Origin of the sequence: Exiguobacterium sp. s142 (assembly GCF_018618455.1) — a bacterium.
Taxonomy (GTDB): Bacteria; Bacillota; Bacilli; order Exiguobacteriales; family Exiguobacteriaceae; genus Exiguobacterium; species Exiguobacterium aurantiacum_A.
In genome coordinates, this window is sequence record NZ_JACSMB010000005.1 from 50,756 (window position 1) to 64,277 (window position 13,522).

Genomic DNA, 13,522 nt, shown 5'->3' on the forward strand with positions numbered 1-13,522 from the left:
CTGAGACGCTTCCCAAACCGCTCCCCGATTCGCTATAGTAAGGTGGAATCTAAACAGAAATGGGTGGGTCGTCATGTGGTCACTTCTCTTTATCCCGCTCGGCGCGGTCGTCGGCGCCTTGTCCGGTTTCTTCGGTATCGGGGGCGGTGTCATCATCGTCCCGGTGCTCTTGTTCAACGGATATTCGGCGGCCGAGGCGGTCGCGACGTCACTTTTGTTCGTCGTCGGGACGAGCCTGGCCGGGGCGAAGAAGCACTCGTCGCTCGGCAACGTGGCTTGGTCGACCGGCCTCACGGTCGGTCTGGCCGGCGCCATTACCGCGCAGCTGTCGAGCCGGCTCGTGCTCTCGATCTCCGGGACGTATGATTGGTTGCTGAATGTGTTCTATTTGCTTATCCTTTCTTATTTTGCCGTTACGCTTCTAAAGAAAACATCGAAGCCGCCGAAACGGAAAAAATCCGGATTGGCCGCAAGTTTCTTCATCGGAGCGATCGCCGGACTCTTGTCGGCGCTCCTCGGCATCGGCGGCGGTTTTATCATCGTCCCGCTACTCGTGAGTTGGCTCGGGTTTTCGACGCACCGCGCCGTCGGGACGAGCCTTGCCGCCGTCCTGTTCATCTCGCTCGGCGGGCTCATCGGTTACTTGCCGTCGCTGTCGCTCGATTACGTTGCCCCGCTCGCCTTGGTGACGGGTGCTTTCATCGGTGCCCCATTCGGCGCAGCGCTCACGAATCGTTATCGGGACCACGAGATTTCAAGACGGCTCGCTTGGCTCTACTTGGCTGTCATCGCCTCGATCGTGCTCGACCTCGGGGCGACATGGTGGACACCGTTGTCTTATGCGAGCTTGAGTATCCTTGCTGTCTTTCTCGTCGGCATCAGCATCGATTTTTCCAAACGATTTTCCAGTCCGAACCACTTTTCTCGTTGAGAAGTGGTTTTTTTCAATATCTTGGTTTCGAAGCGCTTTCATTTAGGGGATATAGAAAAGTGGTAAGCCAAATCTAATATGGAAGGAAGGGAGTATCACATGTCAGCATTTGTCAGCGAAATTATCGGTACGATGCTACTCATCTTACTCGGTAACGGTGTCGTCGCCGGCGTCGTCCTCCGCCACTCGAAAGCCGAGAACGGCGGCTGGATCGTCATCACGTTCGGTTGGGGCTTTGGCGTTATGGTCGGGGTGTACGCTGCAGGTATTTACGGAGGCGCGCACATCAACCCGGCCGTCACGATCGGACTCGCCACGAGCGGGGCATTCCCTTGGGAAGATGTGCCACTGTACATCCTTGCCCAGTTCATCGGGGCGTTCATTGGGGCATGTCTCGTGTACGTGCACTACAAACCGCACTACGACGTGACCGAAGACCAGGGCGCGAAGCTTGCGACGTTCTCGACCATACCAGCGATCCGGAACCTCCCGTTCAACTTGATCTCGGAGATCATCGGGACGTTCGTCCTCGTCTTCGCTATACTCTCGTTCGGCGCCAACTCGTTCGCCGACGGATTGACCCCGCTCATCGTCGCGCTCCTTGTCGTCTCGATCGGTCTCTCGCTCGGTGGCACGACCGGTTATGCGATCAACCCGGCCCGTGACCTCGGACCGCGGATCGCGCATGCGATACTCCCGATCAAAAATAAAGGGACGTCCGACTGGTCCTATTCATGGGTCCCAGTCGTCGGCCCGATCATCGGCGCCGTCATCGCCGCGCTGCTCTATGGTATCCTCGTCCCATAATCACCCTAACTTCTAAGGAGGCACATTCATATGGACAAAGAAAAACGGTATATTTTAGCAATCGACCAAGGTACGACCAGTTCACGGGTCATCATCTTCGACCACGACGGCAAGATCGTCACGACCGCTCAGCGCGAGTTCAAGCAGTACTTCCCGAAACCAGGCTGGGTCGAGCATAACGCCAACGAGATCTGGGGTTCGGTCCTCGCCGTCATGGCCGAGGCGTTCGGTTCGGCCGACATCGACCCGAAAGAGATCGCGGCCATCGGCATCACGAACCAACGGGAGACGACGGTCGTTTGGGAGAAGTCGACCGGCAGACCTGTCTACAACGCCGTCGTCTGGCAATCGCGTCAGACAGCCGGCATCTGTGACGAATTGAAAGAAGCGGGCCATGCGGACTTGTTCCGCGACAAAACCGGCCTCTTGATCGACGCTTATTTCTCGGGAACGAAAGTGAAATGGATCCTCGACAACGTCGAAGGCGCCCGTGAGAAAGCGGAAGCCGGGGAATTGTTGTTCGGAACAATCGACACATGGCTCATCTGGAAGCTCTCGGGCGGTCACGCGCACGTCACCGACTACTCGAACGCGTCGCGGACGCTCATGTACAACATCTACGAGCAGAAGTGGGACGATGAGTTGCTCGACATCCTCACCGTGCCGAAGTCGATGCTGCCTGAAGTCAAGCCATCGAGTGAAGTATACGCCCACACGATCCCGTACCACTTCTTCGGATTCGAAGTCCCGATCGCCGGCGCGGCCGGTGACCAACAGGCCGCCTTGTTCGGCCAAGCCTGCTTCGAGTCAGGCGAAGGGAAGAACACATACGGAACGGGTTGCTTCATGCTTATGAACACGGGAGAAGAAGCCGTCAAGTCGGACCACGGTCTGTTGACGACGATCGCCTGGGGCTATAACGGAAAAGTCGAGTACGCGCTCGAAGGATCGATCTTTGTCGCCGGATCGGCCATCCAGTGGCTCCGTGACGGGATGCGTATGCTCAAGTCGGCGAAAGATACGGAACAGTATGCGAACCGTGTCGACACGACCGACGGGGTCTACGTCGTCCCGGCCTTCGTCGGACTCGGTGCCCCGTATTGGGACTCGGACGTCCGCGGCGCCATCTTCGGGCTCACCCGTGGTACGGAAAAAGAACACTTCGTCCGGGCGACGCTCGAGTCGCTCGCCTATCAGACACGCGACGTCTTGACGGCGATGGAGCAAGATTCCGGCATCGCATTGAAGACGCTCCGCGTCGACGGTGGTGCGGTCAACAACGACTTCCTCATGCAGTTCCAAGCGGACATCTTGAACGTACCGGTCGAACGTCCGGAAGTGAGTGAGACGACGGCGCTCGGCGCCGCCTATCTCGCCGGACTCGCCGTCGGGTTCTGGAAAGACCAGAACGAGATCAAGCAGCAATGGAAACTCGATCATCAGTTCGAACCGAACATGGACGAAGCGCATCGTGAAGCGCTCTACAAAGGCTGGCAACACGCCGTCGAAGCGACGATGGGCTTCAAACCATCAAAACTTGAAGTATAAGCATACGAAAAGGAGCATCCGCGACGGATGCTCCTTTTTATAATTTCCGTAAGCGCAAGCGCGGGCTCATCGGTTCCCCGACGAACAAGATCCCGAGCTCGTGCGGGTCGGCCTCATACATCGCCCGTTGCACGAAGCGGATATCCCCGTTCAAGTTGAGCACTTCGAGCTTGATGTACGGCTTATGAAGTTGAAGCGCCTCATAAAAGCTACTCCCTCCGGTGATGACCGTACCGTTCACTTTGTAGATCGACTCACCTGGTATGAGTTGCATCGTCTCCCCCGGCGAACCCGGAAGCGTATCGATGATGACCGCCCCGCGGTTCCCGTTCAAGAAGACCGGTGTCGTGCCGCGGTTCTCCCGTTTGATGAGCTGCAAGGCAAGCTCGTACAAGACGAACAGACCGATCAACACATAAGCGACGTAAGGGACGTCTAGGACGTACGACCCGGCGAACAAGCCGAGCGCGACCACCGCGAGCAAACCGCGATACAGGCTCAAGCGGCCGAGCAGCGTTCCCGGCAGTGCCCCGGTCGACAGCAGGCTGACCCCGATCGGGATCGGCAAGATGACCGGCACCGAGAAGTCGAGCCCGAACGACGGCGGTAAAAAGACGACGAGCGGAAAGAACCAAACCCGCTTGACGACGTGTCCGCCGATGAACTGGCCACGCTTCGACAAGATGAGCGTCGGTGACGTCTCTTTGATCCCGTTCCAACGTAGGAGGATCGCTTCGGCGAGCGTGACGATGCCGAACACGAGCGCATACACCGGCCACTCGACGTCGGCGAGCCGGTCGACCCAATTCGTGAGCCCGGCTAGCGGGACAACGTCGCGCAGACCGATGACCACGAGCATGATCAGGAACGGAAACGCCGGACTCATGAAGCGCGGGTGCATCGTCAAGACGATCAGGGCGTAGAGGACGGTGAACGTGACGACCCACTCAAAGTTGACCGTCGTCTCGAGCAAGACGGTCGCTACAGTTCCGAGGACCGCGAGCAACAGACTCGGCCACACAAAGTGGCGCCAATCTGACTTCGGCGAGCGTCGGCGCGACCGGAACATGCTTCGCTCCCGTTTAACGCGCGTCATGGATATGTAAGCGAGGGCGACGAAAGTCGCCCAGAGCAGCGGACTACCTAACAAGGTCAACAAAGCGGTAAAACTCATTCGTAGAACGTCCACACTTGTCCAATCCTTTCCCTAATCCTTATTTTGCGGCTTCTTCAAGTGCCCGGTTCAACTGGGCATCGTTCGCCTCGTCTTGGATGACTTCAAGCAACCGTGACTCGAGCGCGGACGCCGTCGCTTCATTGACGACCCCGTCCTCCGCCAAGTTGTTGTCAGCTTGGAAGTCCGAGACCGCCTGTGCCATCGTGTCACCGAAGTAACCCGCCTGACCGCCCGGCTCATAACCGATCCCGGTCAACACCGTATGCAGGTTCGACACCGTCTCGCCGTAGTCCCCGACTTTGAGCGCATCCTCTTCCGCGAGGATGCGGTTGACCCCGAAGTAATCCGGTTGATCGACCTCAACGTCAGGCTCGATACCCGTCTCGTTGACCCAATTGCCATCCGGTGTGAGCCACTTGCTCGTCGTCAGCTTCAAGTTGCTACCGTCTTCCAAGTCGAACGCCGTCTGGACGACGCCTTTCCCGAACGTCGCATTGCCGACAATCGTCGCACCGGCGCCTTCCTTGAGCGCACCGGCCAAAATCTCGGACGCAGAGGCCGAGCCTTCGTTCGTCAAGACGAACAGCTTGTACGGCTTCGCCTCACGGGCGCGTCCGTTTTGGGCCTCGCGTTCCCCGTCGGCGTTCTCGATTTGAACGACCGGCTTATCCGTCGGGACGAACCCTTCGGTCATCGCGATGACGGCCGGCAAGAGACCACCCGGGTTGCCCCGGACGTCGATGATCAAGCTATCGATATTTTGGCTCTCGAGCGTCTCGAGCTGCTCTAAAAACTCATCGGCCGTCGGCTCTGAGAACTGGGTCACTTCGAGATAGCCGATCTTTTTGCCGTTCTGCTCTTTCACTTCCGAGTAGACCGTCTCGATCGGGATCGTATCCCTTGTGATCTCATAATCGGCCTCTTGTCCGCCGCGACGGATCGTCAGCGTGACAACAGTTCCCTTTTCGCCACGGATGAGCTGGACCGCCTCTTCGACAGCCATCCCTTCGATCGACTCACCGTCGACCGCTGTGATGATATCCCCTGGGCGAAGACCTGCCGCTTCAGCTGGTGCGCCTTTGATCGGAGCGACGATCAAGATGTCTTCTCCTTTCTTCTCCAAAGTCGCGCCGATTCCTTCAAAGCTCGACTCGATCGAGTCGGTGAACTGTGACGTTTCTTCCGCGTCGAGGAAGTCAGAGTACGGGTCATCGAGCGCTGCCGTCATGCCGTCAAGGGCGCCGGTCAACAAATCTTCTTCCGAGATGTCCTTTAGCGAGTGCGTCTCGATCAAGCTGCGGACTTGTTCGACCTTGTCCCAACCTTCTGCTTTCGGTTGGATCGGTAACCTCGTATCGGTGAACGCCATCGTCGCCAGGCCTGCACCGGCCCCTGCCACGAACGTCGCGCCGGCGAGTAGTCCTGCGGTTGTGTTTTTCACGGGTAAGTCCCTCATTTCTTTTTGTCGGTCTTTCATCCAGTATAGCAAAAACTTCAGAAAAACGGACGCGTTCCACATATTTGGGACGCGTCCGTCTGTCAGTAGCCGATATAAGGGCCCGGGTCGACCGCATTTGGTTGCCCGGGTGCCCATTCCCCACGGTGGAGCTCGAAGTGGAGATGCGGTCCCGTCGACCAGCCCGTGTTGCCGAGCGTACCGACCGTCTGGCCCGCCCCGATCGACTGGCCGGCCGCTACCGTGATCGAATCTAAATGACCGTAAACGGTCGTCCAGACTTGCCCGCTCACGACGTGCGAGACGAAGACGACGTTGCCGTAACCGGTCGCTTCAGCCGCCTTGATAACGATGCCTGGGGCGGCCGAGACGATCGGTGTGCCGGTCGCGTTGACGATATCGATGCCGCGGTGTGATTCCGGTGCCCCGGTGAGCGGGTTCTCACGCGGTCCGAACCGGCTCGACACGTAACCCGACACCGGGCGCAAGAACGTACTGACCGGAGCCGTGACGGTTTTCGGTTCCGCTGCTGGCGGTGCCTGTGGTGTCACGGTTTCTTGATTCGCTTCGGCTCGTTCGGTGGCTTCGGCTCGTGCCGCTGCTTCGGCCCGTGCTCGCGCTTCTGCGGCGGCTTTTGCCTCGGCCTCTTGTTTCGCGCGGGCCTCGGCTTCCGCTTGTTCCCGTTCAGCCGTCGCGATCGCGTCGAGCTGACTGGCGATGATGCGGCGCTGTTCGTTCATGAGCGCCTGTTCTTCGTCACGGGTCATCTGTTCGAGCTCGAGCAGTTCGACCTGCTCGTTCAGTTCCGAGAGGAGCGCATGTTTCTCTGTGGCCGCTTGATCGAGCGCTTGTTTCGTGACGACGAGCTCGCGCTCTTTTTGTTTGACGAACGACAGCTGTGTCCGTTGCGTCGCCTCGAGTGTCTCGAGGCGCTCGACTTCATGCATATAGCTATGTATGAGGTCCCGGTCTTGCTCCGCGATCGTCTGTGCGGTCATGAGCCGCGTCACGAAATCCCCGAACGAGCGGGATTCGAATACGACTTGGAGATAAGACCGGTCCTCATGGATTTGAAGCACACGAAGACGCTCACTAAGGAGCGCCTTCTGGCCTTCAAGATACTGCCCTTGGGCAGCGAGTTGTTGGCGGGTCGCCTCGAGCTCTGAGCGCGCCGCGTCCGCTTCGACTTGCTGGACGGCGATCTGTTCACTTAAGCCCTCGAGACGTTCATTGACGGCGCGGATCTCGGTTGAGACCGCGTCGCGCTGTGCCTCGGTGACTTCGAGCTCGGCGTCCGTCTCGACTTGCGCTTTTTTAGACTGCTCCAATTGATTGGATAGACGATCTTGTCGTTCTTTCAACGTCTCTTTCTCCGTCGCCATGACCGGCGCGGCGAGCAGCGTCAAACTTAATCCAAGCGCAAGCGAACGTTTCATCCGCCAATTCCTCCCCATATTTAAATTAAACTTTTAAGAATCGACCGAGCGATGTCGTCGATCCCCAGATCCCGATGAACGCACCGAGCGCAAGCAAGACGAGCGAGACTTGCGTCGTGAGTACCGATGGATCGATCAATTTAAATATATCACTATTCAGTTGATCTAGCGATGGTTGTAAAGCACCATATGCGACGTCATACCCGAAATAAATGACCGCGATCGGGATGAGCGCGCCGAGCACACCGAGCAGAAGCCCCTCGATGAAGAACGGCCAGCGGATAAAGCTGTTTTTCGCTCCGACGAGACGCATGATCTCGATTTCGCGACGGCGTGAGAAGATCGTCATCTTGATCGTGTTCGAGATGAGGAACATCGCCATGAGCGTGAGTCCGACGATCAACACGAGTCCACCGATGCGGATCCCGTTGAAGAAGGCGAACATCTTATCGATATAGTCCTGACCGTACGTGACCTTATCGACGTTTTCAAGTGACTGGACCGCGTCCGCGACCGTCTCCGTGTTGAGCGGGTCTGCCGCTTTGACGATATAGCGGTCATGGAGCGGGTTGTCTTTCTCGACCGTACCGTACGCGTTGGCGTCTTCCCCGAGCTGGTTGCGGAAGTTTTCGAGTTCATCCTCTTTCGAGCTGAACGTCACCGAGGCGACGCCCGGGATTTGTTCTAAGTTCTCGCCTAGTTTCTCGACGTTCGCTTCCTCCGCCGTCCGTGTGACGAACACTTGGATCTCGACGTCGTTCTCGACGTTTTCTGAGATCTCGTTGACGTTGAACATGACGAGGGCGAAGACGCCGACGAGTAACAAGGTGATGGTGACGGCACTGATGGCCGCAAACGACATCCAACCGTTGCGAAGCGTCCCTTTGAACCCTTCGCGTAAATGGCGTAGCCCACTTTTAAATATCATAGCCATATGCTCCTTTCTCTTCATCGCGGACGACTTTGCCGTTTTCGATCGCGATGACGCGATGACGGATCTTATCGACGATGTCACGGTTATGTGTCGCCATGACGATCGTCGCCCCGCGGCGATGGATCTCTTGGAATACTTCCATGATGCCCCATGCCGTATCCGGGTCTAAGTTACCGGTCGGCTCGTCGGCGATGATGAGCTTCGGCTTGTTGACGATGGCGCGGGCGATCGAGACACGTTGCTGTTCGCCACCTGACAGTTCGTCCGGATAGTTACGTGCCTTATGTTTCAATCCGACGAGGTTCAAGACGTCCATGACTTGCTTACGCATCGTATTCGTGTCGGCCTGAACGACTTCAAGTGCGAACGCGACGTTCTCATACACTGTTAATGAAGGGAGCAGCTTATAATCTTGGAAGATGACGCCGAGCTGGCGGCGTAGTTTCGGGACGTGGCGGTTTTTTAATTTCCCGACGTCGATCCCGTCGATCAACAGTTGACCGTTCGACGGCTTCTCCTCCCGATAAATCATTTTCATGAACGTCGATTTCCCGGCGCCGGATGGTCCGACGACGTATAAAAATTCGCCGTCTTCGATCTTCAAATCGAGGTCGTCGACTGCGACGACACCGTTTGGATATACTTTACTAACTTTTTGCATCGAGATCATAACGTATTCCCTACCCTTTTTATAAATTTTTCATGCATCTATGACGAGTGTGTGATTGTTTAGTAAGTGAATATTTTCGCCTAGCCTCAGTTCTACACGATAACTAGTGATTCTGTCAAGGCACCGTCCAAGTTTCTGAGCGGGCCAAGGTTTATCCGGTTCAGTAGTAGGAGCGCCTACAATTATAACAACCAGAATTTTAAATAACCATTACAGGATTGTTTCAGTTCGATTGAGTTCGGTGTGAAATTGTTGAACTGAACGTCCGTTTCACGTCGCGGTCACATTTGGTGAAACTCACATTCAAATAGGCACTCGCCGGGGCGAGTGCCTATGTTCAATCGTTCCGTTTATCGGTCGGACGCTTTTTCAACGCGTCGAACGGTGAACGTTTCCGTTTCCGGTATTTGATGTGGATCGTCGGTGACTCATACTCTTCCGACGCCCGGATGTCTTTGCTTGAGACGCGCATGAACGACCAGGCGAGGAGCACCATGATGAAGATGAGCGGGAATCCGCCGACGATGCTCGCCGTCTGCAACGTGTCAAGCCCACCGAGGAACATGAGCGTCAGCGGCATGATACAGAGAGCGAACGCCCAAAACAGGCGGTTCCAGACGAGCGGCTCTTCTTCGACATGCTTTTGCGTGACCGATGCCAAGATGTAGGAAGACGAGTCGAACGTCGTCGCGAGGAAGATGATCGCGAGGAGCGTGAACACGGCGACGACGACTTTACCGAACGGCAGCTGGCCGATAATGGCGATGATCGTTGCCGGCGGTCCGTACATGTCCATATACGAGATGACGTCGAACGCACCGGTCAAGTGGAGGTAGAGCCCGTAATTGCCGAGTATCCCAAAGAACAGGATACAGCCGAACGTCCCGTACACCATCGTCCCGATGACCATCCCGCGGATCGTGCGCCCCCGCGAGATCCGGGCGACGAACAGGCCGACGAACGGTGCGTAAACGAGCCACCACGCCCAGTAGAACACCGTCCACGATTCCGGGAAGCCCGTCTCTTCGAAGCCACCGAGGTTGCCGAACGGCTCCATCCACGTCGCCATCAAGAAGAAGTTGTCGAGCATCGTGCCGACCCCGTTGAACGTCGTCTCCAAGATGAACCGGGTCGGACCGAAGGCGAAGACGAACGTCAGGATAATGATGGCGAGCCAAATGTTCAAATCACTCAGCACTTTGATGCCCCGTTTCAAGCCGACGTACGAGCTGATGGCGAAGATGACGGTACAGATGAGCATGATGACCGCCTGCATGCCGAGCGTGACCGGGATGCCGGTGATCTCGTTCACCCCTTCGGCGATCATCGGTGTCCCGAGTGCGAGCGTCGTGCCGGCCCCGCCGAGAAGACCGAAGATGAACAAGATGTCGATGACTTTACCGACCGGTCCGTCCGCCCATTTGCCGATGACGGGCCGGGCCGGACCGCCTCGCTCACTTTCAACACCGATTTGCGGCGTACATAATAGAAGTAAGCGATCGGCAACGCCGGTAGCGTATAGATCGCCCAAGCGATCGGCCCCCAGTGGAACATGCCGTAGGCGGTCGCCCATTGGATCGCCTCGGTCGACTCCGGTGTGACATCGAACGGCGGTCCTTGATAGTAGTACACCCATTCGATGACCGACCAATACAAAATACTTGAGCCGATCCCGGCGGCGAACAACATCGCCGCCCAAGAGAACGTGCTGAACTCGGGTTCCTCATCTTCAGCGCCTAACTTGACGTGCCCATTTTCACTGAAAGCGACGAAGATCAAAAATCCGAACGCGCCGAGCCCCATCGCTAAATACAACATGCCAAAGTTCGTCGTCATGAACGTGTTGGCGGCGCCGACCCATGCCTTCCCCGTCTCCGGGAAAAAGACGAGCGGCAACGTCACCGTCAGCAACAGGACGAACGCACCGATGAACGTCGGCCAATCAATCAGTTTTGTCTTCACATCATATCCACTCCGTTTCAATGTCTTTATCGTTCCTTACCAAAATTCGATCAATCCAAAACGCGGAATGCAAAAAAACCACGGTTATCCCGTGGTCCTGATGATCACTTCTTCTCGGCGAGCCAAGCTGCGACCGCTGTGATTTCTTCGTCCTTCTCAATCACGTTCGCTGGCATCGCGCCTTGTCCGTTTCGAATAATGTTCTCGATGTCTTCAGCCGAGAGGCGTGCACCGACGTCCGTCAATGCCGGACCGCTCATGCCTTCCAAGTTCGCGCCGTGGCAGGCCGCACAGTTCTGTGCGTATACCGCTTCCGCGTCGACTGAAGCCGTGTTCGAGCCCGTATCTCCATTGCTTGTCGTTTCTTCTTCATCGCCGCCGCCGCACGCACCGAGCGTGAGCATGGCGCCGAGGCCGATGGCCATCATCCACTTCTTCATATAGGGTTCCCCTCCTAAGTTGTAGAAATTGCCTACATTATCCATTATAACCGTTTTGACAAGCCCTTTAACCTAATCTCACGAAAAGTACACAAAGATTCCACATCTCACGGGACGTTGCTATACCGTTTGTCCGAGGTGAAACCTTGGCCCATCACCTCGTGCGCCTCGCTGAAGATGAGGAACGCGTCGGGGTCGATGCGGCGGATCAGGTCTTTCAACCGACTCACCTCGTTCTGACGGACGACGACGAGCAACATCGGGCGGTCGAGACGCGAATAGGCGCCGATCGCCTGGATCTCGGTCGCGCCCCGGTCGAGCTCGTCGAAGACGGCGCGCGTGATGACGTCACGCTTGTCCGAGATGACATACGCCATCTTGTCTTGCGTGAAGCCGAGCTGCACGAAGTCGATCATCTTGATCGTGATGTACAAGGCGATCAGCGCGTACAGTCCCGTCGTGAACGAGAACGTGACGGCTGCGACGATCACGACGGTACCGTCGAGGATGGCGATACAGAGATAGAGCGGGATGTGGGTGAACTTATGTAGGATCTGGGCGAGTAAGTCCATCCCACCGGTCGAGGCCCGGCCGCGGAAGATGAGCCCGAGGCCGATCCCGACACCGACGCCGCCGAACACAGCCGCGAGCAACGTATCCTCGACCGCCGCGCCCGCACCGATCGCTTCATAAAACAAGATCACACCTGGTAAGAAGATCGAGCCGACGAGCGATTTGACGCCGAAGCCGAGCCCGAGGATCATCCAGCCGACGAGGAGGAGCAACACGTTCGAGACGAGCTGGAACGCCCCCGGCGAGATGCCGAACAGCTCGTACGTGATGATCGAGATCCCACTGACGCCGCCCGAGGCGATGTTGTTCGGGAACAGGAACAGACTGAACGCCGAGGCGACGAACACGGAACCGGTCAATAAGTAAATATAGTCTTTGACGATTTGCTTCATTAAAGAAATTCTCCTCTACATACAACGTGGCCCAAAGACGGACGTCTTTGAGCCACATGCATCACATATTTGTCTTACGGAGGTAAGCGTCGATGAAGCCCATGATGTCTCCATCCATGACGCCGCTCGTGTTCCCGACTTCGTAACTCGTGCGGTGGTCTTTGACCATCGCATACGGGTGGAAGACGTATGAACGGATCTGGCTGCCCCAGCCGATGTCTGTCTTCTCACCGCGGATCTCGTCGAGCTTGCGTTGCTGCTCATCGAGTTCGCGCTGGTACAGTTTCGCCTTGAGCATCTTCATCGCCGCTTCACGGTTCTTGATCTGTGAACGCTCGGCCTGACATGCGACGACGACACCCGTCGGCACGTGCGTGATCCGGACGGCCGAGTCGGTCGTGTTGATGTGCTGACCGCCGGCGCCCGACGCGCGGTACGTGTCGATGCGGAGGTCTTCGGTCTTCACGTCGATCTCGATATCGTCATTGAATTCCGGCATGACGTCGCACGAGACGAACGACGTATGACGGCGGCCCGACGAGTCGAACGGCGAGATCCGGACCAAGCGGTGGATCCCTTTCTCCGCTTTCAAGTAGCCGTAGGCGTTATGCCCGACGATGCGGAGCGTGACCGACTTGACGCCGGCCTCCTCGCCCGCGAGATAGTCGACCGTCTCGACTTTCCAACCTTGTTTGTCCGCGAAACGCTGATACATGCGGAGGAGCATCGAGGCCCAGTCTTGCGACTCGGTACCGCCCGCACCCGGATGCAGCTCGAGGATGGCGTTGTTCGTGTCATACGGTCCGTTCAAGAGGATCTCGAGTTCGAATGCGTCGAAGTCGGCCTTGAGCGCCATGACCATCTCTGAGAGATCACCTTGCATCTCGACGTCAGGTTCTTCCTTGATGAGTTCGAGCGTGACTTCGCCGTCCTCGTGACCGTCCGCGAGCTCTTGATACTTGTCGACCATCGCTTTGAGCGCGTTCGACTCGTCGATGACTTTTTGTGCCTTCTCTTGGCTGTCCCAGAAGTCCGGGTACGTCATCTCGTTTTCGAGCTCGGCGATGCGCGCCTGTTTCTCTGATAAGTTAAGCGATTGTCTGTAATTTTCGAGGCGTTTTGCCATCGCCTCGAGTTCGTTCCGAATATCTGAAATTTCCATAGTGAGATTCACCTTTCCGTAGGAAAGAGGCGAG

Annotated in this window: 11 protein-coding genes and 1 pseudogene; 3 read left to right on the top strand and 9 right to left on the bottom strand. The window is 57.0% G+C overall.

The annotated features are described in order from the left end of the window. Nucleotides 1-73: 73 nt before the first annotated feature. The 3 genes from KNP77_RS06360 (at nt 74) to glpK (ending at nt 3,286) form a co-directional block, all read left to right on the top strand. Entirely contained in the window at nt 74-931 is an 858-nt protein-coding gene (locus KNP77_RS06360) for a sulfite exporter TauE/SafE family protein (protein WP_214889300.1), read from the top strand. 99 nt (nt 932-1,030) lie between these two features. Continuing rightward, nucleotides 1,031-1,738, top strand: a complete 708-nt coding sequence (locus tag KNP77_RS06365; RefSeq protein WP_214889302.1) for an MIP/aquaporin family protein — start codon at nt 1,031-1,033, stop codon at nt 1,736-1,738. A 30-nt stretch (nt 1,739-1,768) separates the two neighbouring features. Then, nucleotides 1,769-3,286 carry a glycerol kinase GlpK gene (gene glpK, locus KNP77_RS06370; protein ID WP_214889304.1) on the top strand — a complete coding sequence of 506 codons (1,518 nt, stop codon included), beginning with the start codon at nt 1,769-1,771 and terminating at the stop codon, nt 3,284-3,286. 37 nt (nt 3,287-3,323) lie between these two features. On the opposite strand, the gene KNP77_RS06375 is transcribed toward glpK, so the two are convergent. The 9 genes and pseudogenes from KNP77_RS06375 to prfB form a co-directional block, all read right to left on the bottom strand. Beyond that, a complete protein-coding gene (locus tag KNP77_RS06375) occupies nt 3,324-4,460 on the bottom strand; it encodes a PDZ domain-containing protein (protein WP_214889306.1) in 1,137 nt (378 codons plus the stop codon). Between the two features lie 40 nt (nt 4,461-4,500). Beyond that, a complete protein-coding gene (locus KNP77_RS06380) occupies nt 4,501-5,904 on the bottom strand; it encodes a S41 family peptidase (RefSeq protein WP_214889309.1) in 1,404 nt (467 codons plus the stop codon). A gap of 98 nt (nt 5,905-6,002) precedes the next feature. After that, on the bottom strand, nt 6,003-7,355 hold the full coding sequence (locus KNP77_RS06385; RefSeq protein WP_214889312.1) for a murein hydrolase activator EnvC family protein: 1,353 nt from the start codon (nt 7,353-7,355) through the stop codon (nt 6,003-6,005). Nucleotides 7,356-7,380: 25 nt separating this feature from the next. Beyond that, complete coding sequence (gene ftsX, locus KNP77_RS06390) at nt 7,381-8,283, bottom strand: permease-like cell division protein FtsX (protein WP_131464015.1); 903 nt, start codon at nt 8,281-8,283, stop codon at nt 7,381-7,383. Next, entirely contained in the window at nt 8,273-8,959 is a 687-nt protein-coding gene (ftsE, locus tag KNP77_RS06395) for a cell division ATP-binding protein FtsE (RefSeq protein ID WP_071397982.1), read from the bottom strand. Before ftsE ends, ftsX begins: the two co-directional genes overlap by 11 nt. A 337-nt stretch (nt 8,960-9,296) precedes the next feature. Next, nucleotides 9,297-10,921 (bottom strand): annotated as a pseudogene (locus tag KNP77_RS06400) (BCCT family transporter). Between the two features lie 104 nt (nt 10,922-11,025). After that, complete coding sequence (gene cccB, locus KNP77_RS06405) at nt 11,026-11,361, bottom strand: cytochrome c551 (protein ID WP_214889315.1); 336 nt, start codon at nt 11,359-11,361, stop codon at nt 11,026-11,028. Nucleotides 11,362-11,468: 107 nt separating this feature from the next. Next, nucleotides 11,469-12,326 carry a YitT family protein gene (locus KNP77_RS06410; RefSeq protein WP_214889318.1) on the bottom strand — a complete coding sequence of 286 codons (858 nt, stop codon included), beginning with the start codon at nt 12,324-12,326 and terminating at the stop codon, nt 11,469-11,471. A 61-nt stretch (nt 12,327-12,387) separates the two neighbouring features. Next, the gene (gene prfB, locus KNP77_RS06415; protein ID WP_214889321.1) at nt 12,388-13,488 is read right to left on the bottom strand and encodes a peptide chain release factor 2; all 1,101 of its coding nucleotides are present in this window, start codon (nt 13,486-13,488) and stop codon (nt 12,388-12,390) included. Nucleotides 13,489-13,522: the final 34 nt, after the last annotated feature.

Bases quoted from the DNA above. Each gene is read 5' to 3' on its own strand.
- KNP77_RS06410 (WP_214889318.1), bottom strand. From the start codon at position 12,326: ATGAAGCAAATCGTCAAAGACTATATTTACTTATTGACCGGTTCCGTG.
- KNP77_RS06365 (WP_214889302.1), top strand. From the start codon at position 1,031: ATGTCAGCATTTGTCAGCGAAATTATCGGTACGATGCTACTCATCTTA.
- prfB (WP_214889321.1), bottom strand. From the start codon at position 13,488: ATGGAAATTTCAGATATTCGGAACGAACTCGAGGCGATGGCAAAACGC.
- KNP77_RS06360 (WP_214889300.1), top strand. From the start codon at position 74: ATGTGGTCACTTCTCTTTATCCCGCTCGGCGCGGTCGTCGGCGCCTTG.
- glpK (WP_214889304.1), top strand. From the start codon at position 1,769: ATGGACAAAGAAAAACGGTATATTTTAGCAATCGACCAAGGTACGACC.
- ftsE (WP_071397982.1), bottom strand. From the start codon at position 8,959: ATGATCTCGATGCAAAAAGTTAGTAAAGTATATCCAAACGGTGTCGTC.
- ftsX (WP_131464015.1), bottom strand. From the start codon at position 8,283: ATGATATTTAAAAGTGGGCTACGCCATTTACGCGAAGGGTTCAAAGGG.
- cccB (WP_214889315.1), bottom strand. From the start codon at position 11,361: ATGAAGAAGTGGATGATGGCCATCGGCCTCGGCGCCATGCTCACGCTC.
- KNP77_RS06375 (WP_214889306.1), bottom strand. From the start codon at position 4,460: ATGAGTTTTACCGCTTTGTTGACCTTGTTAGGTAGTCCGCTGCTCTGG.
- KNP77_RS06385 (WP_214889312.1), bottom strand. From the start codon at position 7,355: ATGAAACGTTCGCTTGCGCTTGGATTAAGTTTGACGCTGCTCGCCGCG.